The organism is Clostridioides sp. ES-S-0108-01 (genome assembly GCF_020662285.1).
In the GTDB taxonomy this organism is placed as follows: Bacteria; Bacillota; Clostridia; order Peptostreptococcales; family Peptostreptococcaceae; genus Clostridioides.
In genome coordinates this window covers 92,043-116,425 of the sequence record NZ_JADGMN010000002.1, presented here as the reverse complement: position 1 = coordinate 116,425, position 24,383 = coordinate 92,043, and the positions used below count along the sequence as shown (strand labels likewise).

Below are 24,383 nucleotides of genomic sequence, written 5' to 3'. Positions count from 1 at the left end.
CTAAAAACCCTAGAAAGCAAATCCACCTTCATTTAACTCTAAGAAAGAGTCTGCATATAAAGATGCCCCGTTGATTATGTCACAAGATTTTACAGTTTTCATTAATTCTGGGTCACATGGATTCATTATAGCTGAACTAAATCCATTAGCCATTGCCATTGCTAAGAATGCACTATCTAAAACAGGTCTAACATGCTTAGGACATCCATTAGATACATTAGATAATCCTCCTGTAGTTAAAAGTCCCATTTCAGTCATCATCTTTATAGCTTCTAAAACTTCTACTTGTTTCTCTTGCATACCTTTTATAACTAAGCATAGTGGGTCAAATAGTATATCAGTTGGCTCCATTCCTAACATTAAACCTTTTTCTAATATTTCTTGGCAGTAAGCCATACGCTCATCATTATCTCTTGGGATACCTTCTTTTGCACATAAGCCTATAACCATTGCTTCATATTCAGCTGCTATATCTATTAAATCAAATCTTGAACCAGCATCAGCAGAGTTTATTATTGGTTTTGCATTAGTTCTATCGTAAACTTTAAGTCCAGCTTCGATAGCTTTTTTATTAGCTGTATCTAATGCTATAGGAACATTGTTGAACTCAGATTGAAGTAATTTAACTCCCCATGTCATTATTTCTTCGCCATCTCTTTCAGCAGGTCCTATATTAAAATCTATATAATGTGCTCCTGCTTCTAACTGTTCTTTAGCTCTTTTTAAGATTGGAGCTGGGTCTCTTTCTGCTAATGCCTTTCTTATTGAAGGTGATATACAGTGTATTCTTTCACCTATAATCATAAATTTTTCCATTTATAATGTCCCCCTTTAAATTTAATATTAATAGTTAGTTAATATTTTATTAGTTTGTTTGGCATGCTTTTTCTTGGTATCCTTTTAAGAACTTAGGTAATTCCATAGATTCCTCTGGTCCTATAACTACATTCCATCCTGGTAAGTTATCTTCTATATCACCTTTAAGTACTGCAACTTTTCCTGGAATGATAAGGTCTTTACAATTAGTTACTTCTTCTACTTTACTTTCTTTAATGAAAGCAGATATTGAGTTTCCACCAAATTTACCAGCAGCCCAAGATGTAAGAACTGAATATCCACCTGCATCTGGTATTACTAACCATACTGGAACTTTTGATCTTTCTATATCACCAGCAACTATGAAGTAAGTTAATGCAAAGTCAACAGTAACTAATACTGGAGAATTTTCATCTGGGTTGTTGATTGGATAAATCTTTGGTTCAACTCTCATTGGTCTTTGTGGGTCAGTGTATATGTTTTGTCTTAATGCGAATAATGGTAATGCCTTAGCATAATTAATATCATCTATTACTATTATAGAACCGTATTTTATAGTAAATATTGATGATAAAGCTACTTCCATCATAGGGTTTGAATTAGATAATCTATTTGCAAATACTATTGAAGGATATCCAAATGTTCTATCTTGCTCTTTTAAAGCTATTCTTCTAACTTGTATAGCATTAGTGTAAGTATCTTTTATGTTTTCTCCTGTTACATCTAATACTAATTCTTTATATCCAGCAGTTTGAACTAATTCAACTGTTTCATATAATTCTTCTAAGCTACCAGCTTTTACACCTAATGGTAAACTTGCTCCCTTAACAACTTCTATCATATCTTTGTAGTTCTCTTTAGTTGCTCCATATACCATTGGTCTAGCATCTTTTAATACTTCAACAGCTTCTTTAACTACTTGTGCATCATCACAAGCTAAAATATAAGCTATTTCTAATCCACTGCCTTTTATTTTATCAATTAATTTTAAATATGCATCTTTGTCTCCACAATACTCTAAAACAGCCATTTCAACTTTCATTTGTTCACCAATTCTTACATAGTCAACTTTTTTCATATTAGCTATTTTAGCATCTACTGCTTCGTCACTCATACATGTACAGAATGAAACTGCATATCTATTTCTACTTACTAATGTTTTTTCATGTCTAAATAATACTGTTTCTCCACCTAGTTCATACTCAGATGCACCAGCACCAACTTTTAAAGCTTTCATTAAAGGTGCAGTAGCCTCTGATAATTTTGCTATAGCGTCATCAGACATATGTGGGCATTTACCTACTTCTACAGCTCCTGAAGCAACCTTCATAGAGAAAGCCATACAAGTTGGGAATCCACAATCCTTACAGTTTTTCTTTGGTGTTAATTTAAATATATCTAAAGCTTTTAATGCCATTATTTTTTCCCCCTAACCTTAACAATTTAATTAAGCTAATGCGTTAACCAATTCTTTTATAGTTTCTATTGATTTTGGATGACGAAGTATAACTGCATTTGAACCACCTACTAAAACACTTGCTGCAGTTGAAACTTCCATTGCTATAGTTCTTTCTTCTGGACAACCCCAATCTGGCTCATCTTCTATTGGAGCTATAGCTTCTTTAACATGACCTACTTCAAAAGCTACTGGTGTTATGATAGGCATTTGTAATGTCTTATCATTTTGACCAAATGCTGCAAGTCTAATTCTATCCATAGTAGATGCAACGTACTCATATCCATAACCAACTGCTGAACATCCAACATTCATAACTATATTTTCACCTTTAACGCCTAGTTGAGTTAACAATACGTTTAATTGTTTAGCTAGGTTTATATCAACAGAAGATTCAGCTCCTACTTTATGTGCATAAGCCATACCAGCTGATGCTCCTACTCCTTTGTAGTTATCTTCTACTGCTGACATAAATAAGCAGTTATGTCCATCCAATGTTTGAGCTAATTTTTCAAACAATTTACCATCTTTTTCATGATTTCCTGAACCAGCTACAACTAAAGGTAATTTTATTGCTTCAATTACTGCCTTAGCTACATCAGCACATTCATCAACTGACTTATCTAATCCATTTGGGTCAGAACCATCAAATTTTAAACAAATAAAGTCTGCTTGTGTATTAGCTTCAACATATTTAGCCCATTCTACTGGACAGTTAGCTACATCTTTGTATAACTCCTTATATGAATCAGTCCAGCTTTCAGGATAAATGTCTGATATTTGTATACCTATTTTTGGAGAATTACCTACTTCTCCATCAAAACTATAAAAAGGTAATACATTTTCCCCACCTAATTTAATTGCTTTTTCCCCTATTCCTACTTCAACTTCTGATATTTTTCCAGAATATTTTTGAGTAGACATTTTAAATGCCATATTTTTTTCCCCCTTAAGCCTATTTTAATTCTAATTTAGCAAAAATTTCTTTCATAGCCACTTTAGATTTTGAATCTTCAGGTAAATTAACTAAAGGAATACCTGTAGAATCATATTCATATATCAATTCATCCATAGGTACGACACCGATTAGCTCTAGGTTATGCTTTTCAATTTCTTCTTTAACACCATCATTCATAATCCCATTTGGAACTTTGTTTACAATTAAAAGTATTCTTCCAACATTTAATTTTAGTTCCTCAGCTAAATCTCTTATTCTAGCAACAGCTTGTATGCTACGTCTTGAGCAATCACTAACCAATAAAAGTGTATCAACATGTCTAGTGACTTTCCTACTTAGATGTTCCATACCAGCTTCGTTGTCCATGACCAAATATTTGTAATGACCAGATATTTTGTTTACTTGTTCTCTAAGTATCCCATTTACAAAACAGTAACATCCTTCACCTTCTGATCTACCCATTACTAATAAGTCGTATCCTTCACCTTCTTCAATTATAGAATTCAATCTAAATTGTAGATATTGTGCTTTTGTCATACCACCAGGGAATGCATTGCCTAACTTTTCTCTTTGATTTACTTCTTCTCTTATTTCTCCTATTGTTGCTTCAACTTCGATACCCAATACTTCATTTATGTTAGCATTGGCATCAGCATCTACAACTAATACTGGTCCCTTATTGTCTTTAACCAAATAATCAATCAAAAGCCCTGTGAGACTTGTTTTACCAGTTCCACCTTTTCCTGCAACAGCTATATTGTATCCCATTTTAAGACTTCCCCCTTAAATCTAGCCACAGAGCCTTATGTACTCTGTCTATTTATTATAATTTAGGTACAGAATGAACACATTCTCCATGTACATCATGAAGTGCTTCCATTAGTCCTTCAGATAAACTTGGATGTGGATGTATTGCATCCCCTACTTGTTCTACTGTTAATCCTAGATGAACAGCTAGTGACAACTCTGTCAATAAATCTGTAGCATGAGGTCCTACTACTGCTGCACCTATTATTTTATCTGTTTCTTTATCAGCTATAATCTTTACAAATCCTTGGAAATGTCCTATAGCCTGTGCTTTTCCAAGACCTCTAAAATCAAATTGACCTACATTGTATTCTACACCTTCAGCTTCAAGTTGCTTTTCAGTTTTACCAACACCAGCAACTTCAGGCTCAGTATAAACACATCTTGGAATCGCTCTGTAATCTACTACCTTAGTCTTACCTAAAGCATTTTCAACTGCTACGATACCTTCTTTAGAAGCAACATGTGCTAAGAAAGGAGTGTCTATTATATCGCCTATTGCGTATATACCTTCCACATTAGTTTCAAGATGTTCATTAACTACTACTTTTCCTCTTTCCATCTCAATTCCTATATCTTCTACTCCAGAATTATCAAGGTTAGGTCTTCTACCAACACATACTAGTGCATATTGTGCTTCTATAACCTTTCCATTAGAAAGAGTTGCAACAGCCTTACCATCAACTACTTCACAAGTTTGTACTCCAATACCTGTGATAACTTTAATTTTATCTTTCTTAAATTGTCTAAGTAGTTGTTTAGCTACATCTTTGTCTTCATTTAATAGTATTTGGTCAACCATCTCAACTATAGTTACTTCTGTTCCTAAGGCTCTAAAGAACTGCCCTATCTCACATCCTATAACTCCACCACCTACTATTAACATAGACTCAGGTATCTCTTCAAGTCCAAGAACTTCATCACTAGTTATTACTACTTTTCCATCATATGGGAACATTCTTGGTACAACTGGAACAGAACCATTTGCTAGTATTATCTTATCTGCTTTTATAGTTTCTACTGTTCCATCATCCTTAGTTACTTCTATAGTGTTTTTATCAATTAACTTTCCAAAACCATTAACTAAGTTTACTCCTCTTTTTTCAAATAAGAATTCTATACCACTTATTAATTGATTTACAACCTTGTTTTTTCTTTCCATTATGGCAGTGAAGTTTGGCTTAACTGTACCATCTATTTCTATACCAAAATCCTTTGCTTCTTTTACAGTATTCAATACACCTGAAGAAGCAAGAAGTGCTTTAGTTGGTATACAACCTGCATTTAAACAAGTTCCTCCAACTCTTCTTTTTTCAATAACTGTTACCTCTGCACCAAGCATAGAAGCTTTTATAGCTGCTACATATCCTCCTGGTCCACCACCTACTACTACTATCTTCATCCTTAATTCCCCCAAACCTTATATAATCTACAATCTTGCAATACTATAAACCTGCGGCATCCAGTATAGCAGGTATATTTTCTTCTGCCCCAATTGCCATTATATGAACACCATCACATAAATCCTCTTCTTTTAATTGTTTGATAAGTTCTCCTGCCATTTTTATTCCTTCACTTACCCAGTTTTCTTTTCCAACTGCTCTTAATCTTTCGATTTGTTCATCTGGAACAAATATCCCTGGTACATTTGCTGTCATAAATTTAGCCATTCCTGGAGATTTCAAAGGTACTATTCCTGCTAATACCTTACAATCCATATCCCTTGTTAATTCTCTAAACTTTCTCATTGTATTTATGTCATAAAGTGCTTGTGTTTGGAAAAATTTAGCCCCTGCTTTTATTTTCTTTTGCATTTTTAATAATTGAACTTCGATTGGAGAATATTCTGGAGTTACTGATGCTCCTAGATAAAAATCTGGAGAACCTTTTAATTTATTACCAGCCATGTCCGTACCTGCCATTAAAGTCTCAGCAGTTTGAAGTATCCCCACAGAATCTAAATCAAACACGCCCTTAGCCTGTGGATGGTCTCCTACGCTAGTATGGTCTCCTGTTAATGCCAACAGGTTGTTTATTCCGAATACACCTGCTGACAACATTTCTCCTTGTATAGCTATCCTATTTCTATCTCTCCCTGTTATTTGGATAACTGGTTCTAATCCAACATCTTTTAGTAATTTACATGTAGCAAGAGAAGTTGCTCTCATAACTGCCGATTGAAAGTCTGTTACATTTGCTGCGTGAACTCTTCCAACCAGTGGCTTTGCACATTCTATTAAATGTGAAAGGTCAGTCCCTTTTGGAGGAGCCATCTCAGTAGTAACTGCAAATTTTCCACTTTCTAATGTTTCTCTTAATAAGCTCATCTCTAATCCCCCTTTTAACCTTCTAAAAAAAACTTTTATGAATTTGCTGCTGCTTCTTTCTTTTTCTTTGCACTTAAACTTCTTGGATTATTTTGCTTAGAATAGTCTTTTGGTGGTCTTATTTCTGCTAAGTTATCTAATTGTCCTATAGCTTCTAGTCTTTCATATATTTTTATCCAAGCACAATCATTCTCTGCGTTTACTTCACACTTACCATTTTTAGCTCCACCACAAGCTCCATTCATAAGACCTTTAGCACACATAGTTACTGGACATATCCCACCTGTCCAACCAAGTTCACAGTCTCCACAAGCTTTACAAGCTTCTTCATATTCTCCAACCCTTTGTACTTCCCCTATGAACAAAGTGTTGTTAGCTGGGTAAACTGGCTTATCTTTTAGGTTCTTAACTATTGTCTGCGTACCATCTCCACATGCCAAAGATAAAACTGCATCAGCTTCCTTAGTTTCTTCTTTTAGAGCCTTTAAATCCTTTTTAGACTTTAAAAGGTTACAAGCAGGGTCAAGCATTACATATCCTAAGATTTTTTTGCCTTCGCCTTCAAGAGTTTCCTTCATTTTTAAAACTTCTTCTTCCCCACCACTTTTACAAGTTGCTGCACATTGATTACAACCAACTAAAACTAGCTTGTCAAAATTCTTTAAGTACCCTAGCACTTCTTCTAATGGTTTATTTTCAGAAATTATCATATCTACTTCCCCCCTAAACCTTCCACATATATATATATCTATTTATTGTTTTGTAATTTACAAGCCTTAACTACATGTTTTGCAAGTATAGATGTTGTAACTGAACCAACTCCCGCTGGAACTGGAGTTATCATTGATACTTTATCTAAAACTGCATTTGTATCAACATCTCCACATAAATTACCTTCTTCATCAACATTTATACCAACGTCTATAACCACTGCCCCATCTTTAACAAAACTTTCATCAACCATCTTAGCTCTACCAATAGCTGCTATTAATACATCAGCCTCTGCAGCTACACCTGATAGGTTTTTAGTTTTTGAATGACATATTGTAACAGTTGCATGTTCGCTTAATAAAAGCATGGATACTGGCTTTCCAACTACCATTGATCTTCCAAGAACTGTTACTTTACTACCTTTTAAATCAACATTATAATGTTTTAATATTTCTACTACTGCTGTAGGAGTACATGGTGGGAATCCGCTTTTATCACCTTCCATTACCTTAGCAGAGTTTATTGGACTGAAACAGTCTACGTCTTTTTCTGGTGCAATAACATATTTTATAACTTCTTCATTTAAGTGTTTTGGAAGCGGTCTAAAACATAATATACCATTAACATTTTTGTCATCATTAACTCTCTTTAATACATCAATATACTCCTCTTGAGTTATGTCTTCAGCTAACTCTAACACTTCTGTTGTTATACCGATGTTTTGACATCTTTTTAATGCTCCTCTTTCATAAGATAAATCATCACTTCTTGCCCCAACTCTAACTATTGTTAGTTTAGGATTTATACCTTCTTTAACTAGTAAATTGACCTCTTTTATTAATTCTTCACTAATCTTATCAGCTACAGGTTTTCCTTTTATAATTTGTCCTTTAGTTGACATTCCTTCCATATATCCACAACTCCCCTACAAGCAAACTTAAATTAATTTATTCTATATACCACATATTAATAACATAGTATCTACTTTCGTCATTAAAAATTATTTTCCAAGAGCTTTTTCAACTTTCGCATAAACTTCATCACAAATTTTTACGCCATCTTCAACTAATTTATCTACTTCTGTTTTTACTTTGTTAACATATTCTTTATCTTGTATAGAATTTATATTTATAACTACATTTAATTGTCCACCAAGTATAGCAGCTCTTAAACATTGAACTCCTACACCAACATCACTTATAGCAAGTCTTGAACCTTTATCAACTAAATCTTCATGTAACTTAATAGCTTCATAGCAAACTCTCACTATGTTTAATGGTACTTCACAAGCAACTTTAAGTGCTTTTTCCATTGTTTCTGCTTTTATCCTTTTTTCTTCTTCTGTTTCTTTAGGAAGCCCATAAGCTTTTGATAATGGCAAGAAACATTCTGCATCATCATCTATCATTTTTAATAAATCTTTTTCTAACTTTCCTGCCTTATTTAATATTTCTTTTACACTTTCTTCATATTCAGCATACTTCTTCTTTCCTATTGTAAGGTTACACACCATACTACCTAAAGCCATACCGATTGCACCAACTAGTGCGGCAGCCCCCCCGCCACCTGGCACAGCTTCTTTAGAAGATAGTACTTCTACAAAATCAACACAAGTTTTATCTGCTATTTTCATGATAATCCTCCTTGAAAGGATGTAGGAAAATATCTCAAATTATTCAATCTATTTTAAGATATTTCCTACTCTATTATTTATAAATTAATGTACTTAGAATAATCCAGATATTACTCCATTTTCATCAACATCTATTTTTTCTGCTGCTGGAACTTTTGGTAATCCTGGCATCTTCATGATTTCTCCAGTAAGTGCAACTATAAATCCAGCTCCTGCTGAAATTGTTGCTTGTCTTACAGTTATTCTAAATCCTGTTGGTCTACCTAATTTAGTTTGGTCATCAGTTAAAGAATACTGAGTCTTAGCCATACATACTGGAACCTTAGTAAATCCAAGTTTTTCTAAGTTAGCTATCTCTTTATCAGCTTCTGGAGTATAATCTACGCCATCTGCTCCATAAATCTTAGTAGCTATAGCATTTATCTTGTCTTTTATAGATAAATCATCTTCATAGCAGAATCTAAAGTTATTTTCTTCCTCATCTAATAATCTTAAAACTTCTTTAGCTACTGCAATTCCACCTTCTCCACCTTTTGCCCATACTTCAGAAAGAGCAACATTAACACCTAATTCTTTACACTTGTCTTCAACAAGTTTAAGTTCAGCTTCTGTGTCAAGCGGGAATCTGTTTATTGCAACAACTGCTGGTAACCCGTATACTTGAGTTATGTTTTCAACATGTTTTAATAAGTTTGGAAGTCCTTTTTCAAGAGCTTCTAGGTTTTCTTCATTTAAGTCTGCTTTAGCAACTCCACCATTGTATTTTAATGCTCTTACAGTAGCAACTATTATAACAGCATCTGGTTTTAAGTTAGCCATTCTACATTTTATATCTAAGAATTTCTCTGCTCCAAGGTCAGCACCGAAACCAGCCTCAGTTATTACATAATCTGCAAAGTGCATAGCCATTCTTGTAGCTATAACAGAATTACATCCATGAGCTATATTTGCGAACGGTCCACCATGTACAAATGATGGTGTTCCTTCAAGAGTTTGAACTAGGTTTGGTTTTAAAGCATCTTTTAATAATGCAGCCATAGCACCATTAGCTTTTAGTTGTCTAGCTGTTACAGGCTCACCTTCGTAGCTGTATCCAACTATTATATTTCCTAATCTTTCTTTTAAGTCAGATATGTCACTTGCCAAACAGAACGCTGCCATTATTTCAGAAGCAACAGTTATATCGAATCCATCTTGTCTAACTGCTCCATCACCTTTTTTACCCATACCATCAACGATATTTCTAAGTTGTCTATCGTTCATGTCTACACATCTTCTCCAAGTTATTTTCTTAGGGTCTATTCTAAGTGTATTTCCTTGATGAATATGATTATCAAGCATAGCAGCTAAAAGGTTATTAGCAGCTCCTATAGCATGGAAATCTCCTGTGAAGTGTAGGTTTATATCTTCCATAGGAACAACCTGTGCATATCCCCCACCAGCTGCTCCACCTTTAACACCAAATACCGGTCCTAGAGATGGTTCTCTTAAAGCAACTAATACGTTTTTGTCTAACTTAGCAAACGCATCAGCAACACCTATAGTAGTAGTAGTTTTTCCTTCGCCAGCTGGAGTTGGATTTATAGCTGTAGTTAGTATTAACTTAGCTTTTTTACCAGTCTCTCTCTTTAATAGATTGTAGTCAACTTTGGCTTTGTATTTACCATACAGTTCTACATCATCCTCACCTAGTCCTAATTTTTTTGCAACCTCTCTAATATCTTGAGGTTTAGCTTCTTGAGCTATTTCAATGTCAGATTTAAATCCCATAACTGAATCTCCTCCCACAACCTAAATAGATTTAAAATATAATTTTTGTAAAAACTGTATTAATATGTAAAAATTATATTTTATAAGATAATTATACATGTAAAATTGCTTAAAAACTAGCTACTAAGCTATTAAAATATTCAAACTTAATAGCTAGTTATTTATCTAATTACTTATTTATTACCTATCTATTACCTTTAACCAACTTAAAATCCCAAATCAAAAATTCTATATATTCTATTTATCTTTAAGTGACATTAATTTATCTTTTATTGCTTTAATTTGTGCTTTCGTTGTTTCACTAGAATCATATGGAGATTGATTCGCTCTATCAGAATCTATAACGTCTTGATTATAATAAATAAATCCTAAAGACTCTCCATCTTCTAAGTTTTGGATTATAAATTCTTCATCTTCCTTATTTCTAATTTTATTTCCTACTACAAATACTTTATTTACACCTATATCATGTCCAAGTTTTTTAACTTTTCTATAGGTTTGTAAACTTCTCTCTCCTGGCTCTACAACTACTATGAAAGCATCTACACCTTGGGCTGTACCTCTTCCTAAGTGTTCAATTCCCGCTTCCATATCCATAACCACTACATCTTTATTTTGTAGTATTAAATGTGAACAGAGTCTCTTTAAAAGAACATGTTCTGGACATACACATCCAGTACCACCAGAATCTACTGTTCCAAGTGTAAGCAATCTCACTCCATTGTATTCCTTACAGAAATTTTCAGGGATATCGTCTACTTTTGGATTCATCTTGAACATCTTTCCAAATGAGCCTACAGAAGCAGCGGTTCTATCTGAAACTAATTTTTTCATCTCTGATATAGGTACTATTGATTCATATACTTCTTTTGGAAAACCTAGTGCTAAAGCTAAATTAGCATCAGGGTCGGCATCAACAGCAACAACTCTGTATCCGTCTTCAGCAAACATCCTAGAGAGCATTGAAGAAAAAGTCGTTTTACCTACTCCACCTTTACCTGTTATTGCTATCTTCATAATCCCTACCACCTTTATTACTATTTGCTTTTTATGTAGTTAAATTTATAGTTAAGTATTTTTTTATACACTAAAAATAAACTACAGCTAGTCCTTACAGGAACCGATTATATTTACCCTACTAGCTTTTCAAAGCAGCATGTATAGTTTTATTATTCTTCATTATTTTTATTATTCTTCATTATATTGTTGTATTTTATTTAGTTGTAATTTAGTTGTATTGTTGTATTTTATTTAGTTTAAAATTGTCTTTATTTTTAATTTATTTCTTTTAATATTGTTTATATTTTATTCATTCTGTATATTCAATGTATTTTGACAGTTCTTCCTTAACGCCTAGCCTTACTCAATTGTATTTAACTTTCTTAAATCATAAAATCGTTTTTTCTATACCTTTACCAATTCTTAAGCTTTAGCTTTTTCTGCCATTTTTTCTTCAACTAATGCTTCAAAGTGAACACGTTTCTTCTCTATATCTTCTATTATTGTAGCTGCTAACTCTTTTGGATTTGTATTTACAGTAAATGTTGCTCCAACTTTATCTTTTAATTCACTAGTTAATATATCTACTGCTCTTGAAGAACCAGCTATTGGAGGCATTATTCCTAAATAAGTGTCTATACCAGAAGCTACAACATAGCATCCTATAGCAACTGCTTTTTCTGACATCCACTCTGGAGCTATACCTACAACTGGAAGGTCGCACATATCCATATCTAAGTAATTAGCTGCTGCTCCAACTAAATCTAGTATACGGCTTATATCAACACAAGAACCCATATGTAGTACTGGTGGGATTCCTACTAACTTACAGACAGTTGCAAGACCTTTACCTGCATATTTTTCAGCCGCATCAGCTTCCATTAGACCAAACTTAGCTGCTGCTGAAGCACCACATCCTGTAGTAACTACTATTATGTCGTTTTTGATTAATTCTTTCATTATTGTTACGTGAGCCTCATTTGAAACTCCTTTAGCATTGTTACATCCAACTACACCAGCTGCTCCTCTTAATACTCCAGATTTTAGACAGTCTGTTAATGGCTTAACTGTTCCTGCTGGGTCTATATGAGAGTTTACAACTCTGTCTAATTGATTTACTACTGCTTCTACACTATACCCAACTGTTGCCCCTGATTTTAATTCAGGTATAAGTACTTTTGATTTATCTCTATTTTTAAAGTTTAAAATAGCTTCTTTAACTATTGCTTTAGCATCATCAAGTGCTTGTTCTTCTCTAAATTCAATATAAGTTGAACCTGTTATCTTAGCTTTTGGAGAAGTTGTTACAAATTTAGTATGGTAACAATCTGCTACTCTAGCTAATGCAGGGAATATACATTGAACGTCAACTATTACAGCTTCAACTGCTCCAGTTACTATTGCAAGTTCTTGTTGATGGAAGTCTCCTGCTATTTTTACACCATGTCTCATTGTAATCTCATTACCTGTACAACACATACCTGCTAAGTTTATTCCATCAGCACCAACTTCTTTAGCTAAAGCTACTAAGTCTGGCTCTTCTGATGCTAAAACTATCATTTCTGATAATGCTGGCTCATGTCCATGTAATATTATGTTAACTTTATTTTCTTCTAATACTGCTAAATTAGCCTCTGTTCTTCTTGGCACTGGTGTTCCAAATAAGATATCGCTTAAGCGAGTACCTATCATAGAACCACCCCAACCATCAGCCATAGAAGTTCTAAGACTCATGTGTATTAAACTGTCTATATCACCAGTACATCCTATATGAGTAGAGTGCATTATTGTTGCAATTTCTCTATCTATAGCTCTTGGCTCTATAGCATATTCTTTCCATATTTTTTGTCTTGGTTCTGGTGCATTTTTTATAAATCTTAATGTCCCAAAAGGTTTTCCAAATTCCATTAATGCAATTTCTGCCACTTCATGTGCTACATCATAGATATCTCTACCTTCTGTCTCTACATCCCATTCTTTAGCTAAAGCAATTAACTTAGCTTCATCTCTTATTTTATAGTTTCCATTTGGATCAGCTAATGCTAATGTATGTGCGATATCTCTAGCATGGTCTGAATGGGCAGCTGTCCCACCAGCAACCATTCTTGCAAAATTTCTACCTACTATAGTATGCTCATCTGCTCCACATAGTCCTCTTGGAGTCTTAGGGCTTATTCTACATGGTCCCATTCCACATATTCTACAGCAAACACCTTGAAGACCAAAACCACATTGTGCCTTAAAGCCCTCTTTTCTATCATACATTGTTTCTACGCCTTCTTCTCTAGCTTTAGCTATCATCTTCTGGCTGTTTAAATCAATTGTTAACATTTTTTCATCCATATTCCTATCCCCTTTTTTTGATTTTTAAAATCCCCCAGGTGACTGACTTCATGTCATAAAATAAAATAAATGCTTTCTAAGTTGATTATATACTAATTTTTAGCACTTTGCTTTAGATTTAAATATTTTTTTAACAAAATTAGATAATACATAAAAATTTTATTTTTTACACCTAATTTAAGTTAATTTTACTGCTTATTTTTGGCTATTTGTTAATATCTAAACCTACTTTTTTTATGCTTCAGTTTAATTAAATTATGTTTTGATTTTTTTAAATCAAATTTGAAATTTTTCTAGTCATTTTTATGTTGTTACAGATTGTTTGTGTATTTATTATCTTTCACTACTTTTGGACTTATTACAGATTTTTACTCCCTAAACCTAATTAGTAAAAACTTCTTAGAATAGCATTTTTTGAACTAATTTTTTTGAATTTTTTTTATTTTTCCTACTTTAATATTAATTATAGCTTCAAATTTAACATTTGTATATATTCATTTGAAGCTATAATTATTTTTTATATAAAATTTTTTTAATATTGTATTAATTTAGACATTTTGACTATTTTTTCTACTTTAATTCATTTATTTCAAACTATTTATCCTATTTCATACTCTTAGCTACGATAGCCCCATATGCAATAGAATATAATTTAGATTCATGTGAATCAGCTCTTGATACTAAAACTATAGGAGCTTTTGCACCCATAATTATACCTGCTGATTTAGAGTCTGCCATATATGTAAAGGCTTTCCCTATTCCATTACCAACCTCTATTGTTGGAACCAATATGATATCTACATCTCCAGATACTTCACTTTTAAAACCTTTTATTTTACTAGCTTCTCTTGAAACAGCCAAATCAAAAGCCAAAGGACCTTCTACAATTACATTGTCACCAAATTCTCCTTCTTTACAAGCATTTGCTAACATATCTGCATCTACAGTTGCCTGCATTTTAGGATTTACTTTCTCTTTAGCTGCCAAGCATGCAACTTTTACAGTTTCCATCCCTAAAGCTTTTGCAGCTTTTATAGAATTTTTTAATATCTTTGCCTTTTGTTCATAATCAGGTGCTATGTTCATTCCTCCATCTGTAGTTATAAGTAATTTATGGTATTTTTCTAGCTCATATACCATGACATGGCTTAATAAACTATCAGTTCTAAGACCATAATCTTTATTTAACACTTCTTTTAGTATGACAGATGTATCTAATAAGCCTTTCATTACAAAATCGGCTTCTTTACTTGATACTAATTTAACTGCTATCTCTGCACACTCTTTGATGTCATCCTTATCCACTATTTTGATACCATTTAAATCAAATCCTATTTCTTTTGATATTTCTCTTATTTTTCCCTCATTTCCAACCAATATAGGAGTAATTATATTTCTTTCTACAGCATCCTTTATTGCCATTAAAACTTCTTTGTCATGAGCTACTGCTACAGAAAGTACTATTTTCTCTCCTCCCTTAAGTTGCTCTAAAATATCATCTAATTTTTTTATCAAAAGTAACCCCTCCCTTATATATATTTAACTAAATAATACCATATTTGCTATACTTTTTTTCAATTTATTTTTTATGTTATAAAGAATTTATATAACTAAAAGATAGTTCAACATTTTATTCTGGAATTTCATCAATAACTCTTAAAATCTTTGCAGGAACACCACCCACAATAGTATTTTCTGCAACATTTTTTGTGACAACTGCTCCAGCAGAGATAATTGCATTATCTCCAATAGTAACTCCTGGGACAATAGTTACATTAGCACCAATCCATACATTTTTTCCTATTATAATTGGAGAAGGATAAGTTGTACCACGTTTGTCTGGTGCAATACCATGGTTAAGTGTAGCCAATACAACGTTATGCCCAATTTGTGTGTTATCTCCAATCTCAATACCACCCTGGTCTTGAAAATGGCAACTGCTATTTATAAAAACATTTTTTCCTATAGTGATATTTTTTCCACAATCCGTATAAAATGGTGGAAACATAAAAAATGATTCATCCACTTTCTTTCCAATTAACTCAGAAAACAAACTACGGATTTCTTCTGGCTCATGATAAGAAGAATTTAACTTACTTGTGATTTTCATTGCTTCATTACTCAACTTAACCATAAATTCATGTATTTCTGATTTACTAGAGACAGGTTTTCCTTGATTGACATGTGTTAAAAATTCATTGATATTCATTTTATACATCCTTTCAATATACGCTTTAATTTATTTATATATTCTAAATAATAATATTTTTTATAAAAATTAGTTTAATTAATTTTATAAGTAATATGATTACTCCTTTTAGTGTAATATACTACTCTCTCTATATCAAATACCTATATTAAATACTTAAATATACTTAAAAAGCATAAAAATTGATATAATTACATAATAAATAAGCTAGTAAAGGAGGGCTAACTATGGAGCTAAGAGTATTAAGATATTTTTTAGCAATCGCAAGAGAAGAAAGTATATCTGGTGCAGCGACCTTTTTGCATATAACACAACCAACACTTTCTAGACAGATTATGGAGCTTGAGGAAGAGTTGGGAGTTAAATTATTGATTCGAGGAAATAGAAAAATTACATTAACGAATGAAGGTAGACTTTTACATAAAAGAGCCGAGGAAATTATATCATTAGTTGATAAAGTAGAATTAGAATTTGACAATCCCAATGAAATTATTAGTGGCGATATATATATAGGAGGAGGAGAAACCGAAGCTATGCGACTTATCGCTAGAACTGCACATCATTTTCATCAAAAATACCCCAATGTAAGATACCATATTTTTAGTGGAAATGCTGATGATGTAACTGAAAAATTAGACAAAGGACTGCTTGACTTTGGGATTTTAATTGAACCTGCAAACATACAGAAGTATGATTATACACAAATTCCTGCTACTGATGTTTGGGGTCTACTAATGCGTAAAGACAGTATCCTTGCCTCACAAAATACGATAAATCCAAAAGATTTATGCAATATTCCTCTTATTATTTCAAGGCAGACACTAGTTGATAAGGCAATTTCTAAATGGCTTGAATATAGTACTGAAAAGCTAAATATTGTTGCAACATACAATTTAGTTTATAATGCTTCTCTTTTGGTAGAGGAGGGTCTGGGCTATGCTTTGTGTTTAGATAGACTCGTTAATACTACAGAAAATAGTAATCTTTGTTTTAGACCGCTATCTCCTCCTTTAGAAGCTAAGTTAAATATTATATGGAAAAAGCATCAAATATTTTCAAAAGCAGCAGAAAAATTTTTACTTCAAATACAAAAAGATTTTTCTTCTATCATGTTGGATACATCTAAATTGGATATATCTGAAGAAAAGTAAATAACAAGAATAAAAAGTGGGTGTGTCTCAAAATGAACTTTTTAGTTCATGAGGCACTCTTTTTTGTATAAAGTTAAATATGTTTTCATCATTTCAGCAATGAAAAAGAGGCTTATCTCTATTTTGAGACAGCCCCACTTAACCAATAAATGAAATACAATTTAACAATACTCTTACTTATTTATTCCAAGCTCCCTTAAGCAAGCAATCGTAATTTCATCTTGTGGATTTAATTCATAAGCTCTTTCTATATAGTAAGTTGCATCATCAATATCACCATTATTTAAATAAGCCATTCCTAAATTACAAAGTATTTCTGGGTCTTCCTTTATCTTAGCAGCTTCTTCAAAATACTCTATCGCTTTATCTAGATTATTTTTATAAGCCTCACAAAGCCCCAATTCCACTATAGAATCCACTTGATTAGGCTTTATTATCAATATCTTCTCAAGATACATCTTAGCCTGTTCTATTTCGCCCATACCCTTATATCCAAGGGCTATCATGAACAACAAGTTCCACCAATCCATATGTTCTTCTTCTAATGGAAGTAACTTCTCTAATCCTTCTTTAAACTTACCTTGGAATACAAGCGTATATCCCTCTTCATATTGAACTTTGAAGTCCATCTTTCCTAAATTGTCTTGTATCTCAGCCACCAAATCAGCATCTAACCCCAGTCTTAAAGCATCTTCCCAAGTTAACTTAGTCTTTAAATATTGACCTTGATTATAATAATGGTAACCTAAGTGATAATAACCTAATGCAAAATTCTCATCAACATCAATTACCTTTTCAAGCTTAGCCATTGCTTCAAGTAAGAATGCATTCATCGCCTTATCATCCATATCTTTTTGATACTGTTTTGCTATCTCTTGGCAAACAATCGCATAATTATACATTGCATCTAAATCATCTGGATACATTGTTATAAATGCTTTTATATATATTAAAGAATCTGTATGTTCACCAATCTCAAAGTACTTTCTCGACATATATCCCATATACGCTTTCAAATCTAAATCAATATCTTTTGCTAAAGCATTTAAAAACTTCTCATACTCTGCATTGTTTTTAAATTTACTATCTATCCCAATTATATATATCATTGCATCTGCTATAGACATTGAATTTAACTTATCTTGAGCAGTCTTTTCTTTTATTCCTTTTACTAATACCTCATTTTTTATAGGTACATCTAATCCACCTTTTGGTATTTCATAGCCTTTTAATTTAAACTCTCCACCATGTTTTATAGTTATAAAAGCTAATTCCTCTGATTTTTTTAGCAAATATTTTTCTATTTTAAAATCCATTTTATCCTCCTAAATACTTAAATCTCTACTTTATGAGTTTTAGATTTCTCAAATATTTTTTTAGCATCATACTCAAATAAGACTACATTTTCTTCTTCTCTTATTTCTGTATTTATATCATTTTTTAAATCCACAACATTAAATCTAAATGACTCAAAATGAACATATTTTATTATATGTTTAGCTGGTTTATCAACAAAATTAGGTAAATATGTTGATAAGTTATCATTATCCTGTAAAAATACATGGTATCTATTCTTAAAATCATCCACATCTAGCTTATTAAAAAACTTCGGAATATTTGATGTTTTTCCCAGTGATATATAGTCATACTTTAATATATCATTGAATACATCATTATCTATATTAATTTCTTCATTATAGAAATCCATAAATATTTTATATAACTGGTTCTTCCCTTGTGCCAAATCAAAGTAGCCATTTTTATCAAAATACTTGGAAAAAGCCTCAAAGAATTTAAAAGGGCTTTGCTTGTAAAATCTGCCTATAATATATCTCATAGATAACACAAAGTTTTTAGAATTGTAGTATCTCTCAAGTATATCTTCTATATCCTTTAGCTTCAAAGTTTCTTCATAACTTATATAATTATTGTATAAAAATTCATATGGAGCATAATCCTTATATTTAAAACCATGCTTATCTGCAACTTTTCTCATACCTGTCCCTTTAATCATCTTTAAAAAACCTAATTGTAGATGCTCTATACCTAGATTAAATACATCATTAAACGAATTCTCAAAGCTCTTATAATCTTCATAAGGCAGTCCTGCAATTAAGTCTAAGTGCTGATGTATATTTCTATAGGATGCTACAGTCTGCACAACATGAGACAATTTTTTAAAATCATCTCTTCTTCCTACTGCATCAAGTGTTTTTTCATTTGTTGACTGCACACCTATTTCAAATTGGAAAAGACCTTCTTTACAATCAGCTAAAAATTCAAGCATCTTATCATCTATCAAATGCGCTGTAACTTCAAAATGATAAGTTGTATAGCCATTATCATTCTTCATAAGAAAATTCATGATTTCCATAGCCACTTTTCTATTTGCATTAAAAGTCCTATCAATAAACTTTATCTGTGATACTCTTGCATCTATTAAAGCTTTTAAATCACTCTTTATCCTATCTAAGCTAAAATATCTTAGACCTGGAATAGTAGATGATAAACAGTACTGACAGTTAAAAGGGCAACCTCTTGATGATTCATAATACACTATTCTATTTTCATATTCTTTTGGATTCAAATTTTCATAAGGGCTAGGAATCTCATCCAAATTTTGAAGTAATTCCATAGGCTTATTTACTATTATCTCATTGGCTTGTCTATATACAAGTCCATTTACATAATTTATTTCCATCTTTCCTTGCAAATGGAGTACTAAGTCTCTAAAAATTAACTCTCCTTCTCCATAAAGTATATAATCCACAAAATCATACTTTTTCATTGCCTCATAACTATCATAACTCACTTCTGGTCCACCTAAAGCTATTTTAGTATTAGGTCTAATTTTTTTTAGATTATCACAAAGCTTAACTATATCTCCCACATTCCAGATATATGTTGAGAACAATATTATATCATATTCATTTTTATATATATCCTTTAAAATATAGTCCAAATCATTGTTTATCGTATATTCTTTCATATCAACATCTATCAAATCTCTTACAAACTCTTTTAGGTATCTTATAGCTAAATTTGTATGAATAAACTTAGAATTCAACGTTGTTAATAAAATTTTCAAACATTTCTCACCTCTTTTTAATATTATACTGTCTTTTTGTACCACTTATAGGTTAAAATAGTATATGTAAAGTTTAAATAATATCTATATAATTAATTTATTAATTTCAAGTAATGTGAGGAAAGGAAGTTTTTTATGGAATTAATTGAAAAAGTATCTATCAACTCTTTATCAAAAAGAGATTTACTACTTATTATAAAGTCTCTTGAATACACTAATGAAAATACTCAAATTAGTGATTTCATCGACCTTAGAAATAATATAGTAAAAGAATTATGTTTTTTAACTGACACTAAGGAAGAAGATTTTTTAGATTATCTAGAAAAAAATAGTACACTCTAATAACCTAAACCTTTTTAAACTTCAATATATAAATACCTGATTTAGAGTTTATTTTTATACTTAATATATTATCATTAAAGGTTTTTGACATAACTGTTATTTGATTAAATATAGGGTCTATCGTAGTATTGCCTTCTTCAAGTCTTATAAGACTTCTTGGGTCTATTTTTTTGTTATATGCTTTAACTCCAACTTTATATTTTCTCAATTTAACAATATATTCTGACATAGACAAAATAAAATCTATATTATCTTCGTTTAATTTACTATCTTCACCTAAAATGGATAATATAGATTTTTTTATGCTATTAATTCCTTCATTTTCTACAGTTCTATCTTCCATATATACATCATATAGAACATTTAAAACATTTAACAGAATACTTTCTTCATCATAATCGTCAAATTTCAAATCAATATATTTATCAATTAATTGTATTGCTTTAATCCTTGCCATCTGAAACTTTACAATATCCGATTTGTCTAATTCTATAGAAAATCCGATTATCTTGTCTTTAATACTCTGTAGTAATTCGACATATTCTATTTTACTATTATTTATAAGATTGTGCATAATGGAATTATACACTACAGAACCTAATAAATAATCAAATAAAAGTTCTTCTTTTTTAAAATAACTAACATACTTTTTTATTAGTTTAATAACCTCATCTTCACTTTTTTGAATATTAGTATTTGATAAAATTAGTGGTAATAAAATATTTAAAAAGTTGATGTTTCCTATTTTTTCTCCATAAAATCTATAGTAAATAAGTTCATCTCTCAGTCTCTTTTCGTCTATATATACACATCTTTGCGTTTTATCATCTATTAAGGATTTTGTATTTATTATAATTAAATCTTTAAGAGCCCTACTTGCACTACTAAAAGAAGATGTGTATACCTTTTTTAGTAAATCGTCATTCATAAATATATCCTTTCTGAAAAATTGAATCTAAATATTTTGTTATTAAAAAAAAAGAGACAGCCCGTTTAAGAAGCTGTCATATATAGGGGGATAGTAGTGTACAAAAATCATTGTAATCTACTATCTATATATTATTATACGATACTACTTTTTTATATGTAAAGTATCAGTTTTCGACATTCCTATATTTTACAGTTATACAAATTGCGTACTAAGTTCAATTTTATTCTTTTTATTTCAACATTTTATCGTACTACATTCTTTCTGGAGCGTGCATTCCCAACAATTTCAGAGAATTTTCTAAAGTTTGTTTTGTAGCTAGAACTAACGCAAGTCTTGCTTTTCTGATTTCCAAATTTTCTACTAAAATTGGATTATCATGATAAAATTTATTAAACGCTTGAGCTAAATCTAACATAAATCTAGTCACTATATGTGGCTCATTTTTCTTTAGAGCAAGTAAAATATTCTTATTGAATGATTCTATAACTCTAAGAACTTCTGCACTATCTTCATCAGCTAATAGACTATAATCTATATCAGAGGTCACTTCTACTTCTGCTTTTCTTAAAACTGCACAACATCTAGCATGTGTATACTGAACATATGGTCCAGTTTCACCATCAAAACTCAACGTTCTTTCCCATGAGAATGTATAGTCTTTAATTCTACTATTAGATAACTCTTGGAACACTACTGCCCCAACACCTACTTGCTTAGATATTTCATCTACATTTTTAGCATTTTGGTTTTTAGCTAGTATAATATCCTTAGTCTTTTCTATGGCTTGATTTAAGGCATCTTCTAAAAATACGACTCTTCCTTTTCTAGTTGACATAGTACCTTCTTCAAGGGCTACCATGCCAAATCCAACATGAATTAAATCTTTTGCCCAATCATATCCCATAAGCTCAATTACCTTAAACCATTGTTGGAAATGCAAATTTTGTTGAGAACCAACTACATATATACACTTGTCAAAATCATAAGTTTCCTTTCTATATATTGCAGCAGCTAAATCTCTTGTCATATATAACGTTGAACCATCATTCTTAGTAATAAGCGCTGGTGGCATCTTATATTCTTCTAAATCAACAATCTTTGCACCCTTAGACTCCTTTAAAAGCTTTTTCTCTTCTAATAGTTCAATAACCCTGTTCATCTTATCTGAATAGAAACTCTCACCTGCTAAAGAATCAAATTCTATATCTAAAAGTTTATAAACTCTGTTAAACTCTTTTAAGCTCTCGTCTCTAAACCATTGCCATAATTCTTTTGCTTCCTCGTCGCCATTTTCTAATTTAGTAAACCATGCTCTTGCTTCGTCTTCCATTTCTGGATGCTGTTCAGCTTCATCATGGAATCTTACATATAATTTTAGTAATTCTGGAATTGGATTAGATTCTACTACTTCTTTTTCTCCCCACTTTTTAAAGGCAACTATTAACTTACCAAATTGAGTTCCATAGTCACCTAAATGATTTATTCTTATAGTCTTGTATCCTTGTGAATCATATATCTTATATAAGGCATTACCTATAACAGTAGTTCTTATATGTCCTATGTGGAAAGGTTTTGCTATATTTGGAGAAGAGTACTCAACTATTACAGTTTTATCTTTTCCAAAATCACTATGTCCGTAATTTTCTTTTTCATCTAAAACTTTTTTGATTACAGTTTCTGCTAATTGAGATTTATTTACAAAGAAATTTACATATCCGCCTAATTGTATTACTTTTGTTATCTCTCCACTTGGTTCTATACTTTCTGCCAATTCACTTGCTATCATGTTTGGAGCTTTTCTAAACACTTTAGCCAATTTAAAGCATGGAAAAGCATAGTCACCCATGTCCTTATTTGGTGGAACTTCTATAAGTGCCTCTATCTCTTCTTTCGATAAATCTTCTATTTTTTCTTTAAGGCAATTTGATATTGCCACCTTAAAATCTTGCATCCTGTTGCTCCTCTCTACATTGTTCCTGATTTATATTGTGCTTATCTCTTTATGTTAAATCAAATTTCGTGTTTTTTCAAGTATTTCATTACAGTGTAAAACACTTTAATAATTATGTTTTCTGTATATATTAAAAATACTATAATTGCAGTTTTTAATCACGCTATTATTGATTTTTTATAAGCCTTTTTTCTATTTTATTGTTTCTTATACTATCCAGTTGACTTTATATACTTTTTTTAATCTTTTATTAATTTTCATACATCAATGTTAATTTTATATACTTTTCTTTTGTTATTTTATCAATTTTCATACATCAATGTTAATTTTATATACTTTTCTTTTGTTATTTTATCAATTTTCATATATCAGTGTTAACTTTATATACTTTTCTTTTACTCTTTTATTAATTTTCTATAAATCTTTTTCACTCTTAACTTTTATTCCTTCTTCTTCTAATAACCTTGCTGTTATGCCTTTTCCTGGTATCTTTTTACCTGAAAAACTACCATCATATATTAGATTACATCCACAAGAGGGGCTACCCTCTTTTAGTATTGCTTCGCTACATACATATAAATTTGCTATTTTTAGGGTTTCCTTAGCCCCTCTTACAAAGTTTTCTGTCACATCCTTATTATCTTTAGTAATTACTTTTCCATCAACTATCTCAGCAGGTGGTCTCGGTGTAGATAGACCACCTAACTGCTCTGGGCATACAAGCGTAAATTCTTTGTCTTTTAAATATTCCTTAACTTTTTCATTTTCATTATTATCGCCACTATATTTACAATTTATTCCTATTAAACATGCAGATACCAATATCATAAAAATGTGCTCCTATACAAATTCTTAATATATTCTCATACAAATTACTAATGTATTCTTATA

The 24,383-nt window shown here is 31.4% G+C and carries 21 protein-coding genes; 2 read left to right on the top strand and 19 right to left on the bottom strand.

Annotation, left to right across the window (positions count from 1 at the left end; genetic code table 11):
- Window positions 1–9 precede the first annotated feature (9 nt).
- From acsE to IR152_RS02870, 14 genes are all read right to left on the bottom strand, one after another.
- Window positions 10–816: a carbon monoxide dehydrogenase/acetyl-CoA synthase methytransferase subunit gene (gene acsE, locus IR152_RS02935; RefSeq protein WP_227450324.1), complete on the bottom strand. Its 807-nt coding sequence runs from the start codon at window positions 814–816 to the stop codon at window positions 10–12.
- A gap of 49 nt (window positions 817–865) precedes the next feature.
- Window positions 866–2,233: an acetyl-CoA decarbonylase/synthase complex subunit gamma gene (gene acsC, locus IR152_RS02930; protein ID WP_227450323.1), complete on the bottom strand. Its 1,368-nt coding sequence runs from the start codon at window positions 2,231–2,233 to the stop codon at window positions 866–868.
- Window positions 2,234–2,263: 30 nt separating this feature from the next.
- Window positions 2,264–3,208 (bottom strand): acetyl-CoA decarbonylase/synthase complex subunit delta, encoded by a 945-nt coding sequence (gene acsD, locus IR152_RS02925; protein ID WP_227450322.1) that lies wholly within the window; start codon window positions 3,206–3,208, stop codon window positions 2,264–2,266.
- A 19-nt stretch (window positions 3,209–3,227) separates the two neighbouring features.
- Window positions 3,228–3,998 carry a carbon monoxide dehydrogenase accessory protein CooC gene (locus IR152_RS02920; RefSeq protein WP_227450321.1) on the bottom strand — a complete coding sequence of 257 codons (771 nt, stop codon included), beginning with the start codon at window positions 3,996–3,998 and terminating at the stop codon, window positions 3,228–3,230.
- 55 nt (window positions 3,999–4,053) lie between these two features.
- On the bottom strand, window positions 4,054–5,439 hold the full coding sequence (gene lpdA, locus IR152_RS02915; protein WP_227450320.1) for a dihydrolipoyl dehydrogenase: 1,386 nt from the start codon (window positions 5,437–5,439) through the stop codon (window positions 4,054–4,056).
- 43 nt (window positions 5,440–5,482) lie between these two features.
- Window positions 5,483–6,364 (bottom strand): methylenetetrahydrofolate reductase, encoded by an 882-nt coding sequence (locus IR152_RS02910; protein ID WP_227450319.1) that lies wholly within the window; start codon window positions 6,362–6,364, stop codon window positions 5,483–5,485.
- Window positions 6,365–6,399: 35 nt separating this feature from the next.
- Entirely contained in the window at window positions 6,400–7,074 is a 675-nt protein-coding gene (locus IR152_RS02905) for a methylenetetrahydrofolate reductase C-terminal domain-containing protein (RefSeq protein WP_227450318.1), read from the bottom strand.
- Window positions 7,075–7,112: 38 nt separating this feature from the next.
- On the bottom strand, window positions 7,113–7,985 hold the full coding sequence (locus IR152_RS02900; protein WP_227450317.1) for a bifunctional 5,10-methylenetetrahydrofolate dehydrogenase/5,10-methenyltetrahydrofolate cyclohydrolase: 873 nt from the start codon (window positions 7,983–7,985) through the stop codon (window positions 7,113–7,115).
- 90 nt (window positions 7,986–8,075) lie between these two features.
- Window positions 8,076–8,708, bottom strand: a complete 633-nt coding sequence (locus IR152_RS02895) for a cyclodeaminase/cyclohydrolase family protein (RefSeq protein ID WP_227450316.1) — start codon at window positions 8,706–8,708, stop codon at window positions 8,076–8,078.
- A gap of 93 nt (window positions 8,709–8,801) precedes the next feature.
- Window positions 8,802–10,478, bottom strand: coding sequence for a formate--tetrahydrofolate ligase (locus IR152_RS02890; RefSeq protein ID WP_227450315.1), 1,677 nt, complete (start codon window positions 10,476–10,478; stop codon window positions 8,802–8,804).
- Between the two features lie 237 nt (window positions 10,479–10,715).
- The gene (locus IR152_RS02885) at window positions 10,716–11,495 is read right to left on the bottom strand and encodes an AAA family ATPase (protein ID WP_054272666.1); all 780 of its coding nucleotides are present in this window, start codon (window positions 11,493–11,495) and stop codon (window positions 10,716–10,718) included.
- Window positions 11,496–11,900: 405 nt separating this feature from the next.
- Entirely contained in the window at window positions 11,901–13,820 is a 1,920-nt protein-coding gene (cooS, locus tag IR152_RS02880; protein WP_227450314.1) for an anaerobic carbon-monoxide dehydrogenase catalytic subunit, read from the bottom strand.
- A 603-nt stretch (window positions 13,821–14,423) separates the two neighbouring features.
- Window positions 14,424–15,335 (bottom strand): bifunctional enoyl-CoA hydratase/phosphate acetyltransferase, encoded by a 912-nt coding sequence (locus IR152_RS02875; RefSeq protein ID WP_227450313.1) that lies wholly within the window; start codon window positions 15,333–15,335, stop codon window positions 14,424–14,426.
- Between the two features lie 115 nt (window positions 15,336–15,450).
- Window positions 15,451–16,029: a sugar O-acetyltransferase gene (locus tag IR152_RS02870; protein ID WP_227450312.1), complete on the bottom strand. Its 579-nt coding sequence runs from the start codon at window positions 16,027–16,029 to the stop codon at window positions 15,451–15,453.
- Window positions 16,030–16,256: 227 nt separating this feature from the next.
- Here IR152_RS02870 and IR152_RS02865 point away from each other — a divergent pair, with 227 nt between their 5' ends.
- Complete coding sequence (locus tag IR152_RS02865; protein WP_227450311.1) at window positions 16,257–17,180, top strand: LysR family transcriptional regulator; 924 nt, start codon at window positions 16,257–16,259, stop codon at window positions 17,178–17,180.
- 173 nt (window positions 17,181–17,353) lie between these two features.
- Here IR152_RS02865 and IR152_RS02860 read toward each other — a convergent pair whose 3' ends face one another.
- Together IR152_RS02860 and IR152_RS02855 are read right to left on the bottom strand one after the other, a co-directional pair.
- Window positions 17,354–18,496, bottom strand: a complete 1,143-nt coding sequence (locus IR152_RS02860; RefSeq protein ID WP_227450310.1) for a tetratricopeptide repeat protein — start codon at window positions 18,494–18,496, stop codon at window positions 17,354–17,356.
- Window positions 18,497–18,513: 17 nt separating this feature from the next.
- Window positions 18,514–20,268 carry a B12-binding domain-containing radical SAM protein gene (locus IR152_RS02855; RefSeq protein WP_227450309.1) on the bottom strand — a complete coding sequence of 585 codons (1,755 nt, stop codon included), beginning with the start codon at window positions 20,266–20,268 and terminating at the stop codon, window positions 18,514–18,516.
- 135 nt (window positions 20,269–20,403) lie between these two features.
- Between IR152_RS02855 and IR152_RS02850 the strand changes: the two genes are divergently transcribed.
- Window positions 20,404–20,610, top strand: coding sequence for a hypothetical protein (locus tag IR152_RS02850; protein ID WP_227450308.1), 207 nt, complete (start codon window positions 20,404–20,406; stop codon window positions 20,608–20,610).
- A 4-nt stretch (window positions 20,611–20,614) separates the two neighbouring features.
- Here the strand turns inward: IR152_RS02850 and IR152_RS02845 are convergent, their stop codons facing one another.
- From IR152_RS02845 to IR152_RS02835, 3 genes are all read right to left on the bottom strand, one after another.
- Window positions 20,615–21,538: a hypothetical protein gene (locus IR152_RS02845; RefSeq protein ID WP_227450307.1), complete on the bottom strand. Its 924-nt coding sequence runs from the start codon at window positions 21,536–21,538 to the stop codon at window positions 20,615–20,617.
- A 253-nt stretch (window positions 21,539–21,791) separates the two neighbouring features.
- A complete protein-coding gene (argS, locus tag IR152_RS02840) occupies window positions 21,792–23,492 on the bottom strand; it encodes an arginine--tRNA ligase (protein ID WP_227450306.1) in 1,701 nt (566 codons plus the stop codon).
- A gap of 414 nt (window positions 23,493–23,906) precedes the next feature.
- Window positions 23,907–24,320, bottom strand: a complete 414-nt coding sequence (locus tag IR152_RS02835) for a DUF523 domain-containing protein (protein ID WP_227450305.1) — start codon at window positions 24,318–24,320, stop codon at window positions 23,907–23,909.
- Window positions 24,321–24,383 lie beyond the last annotated feature (63 nt).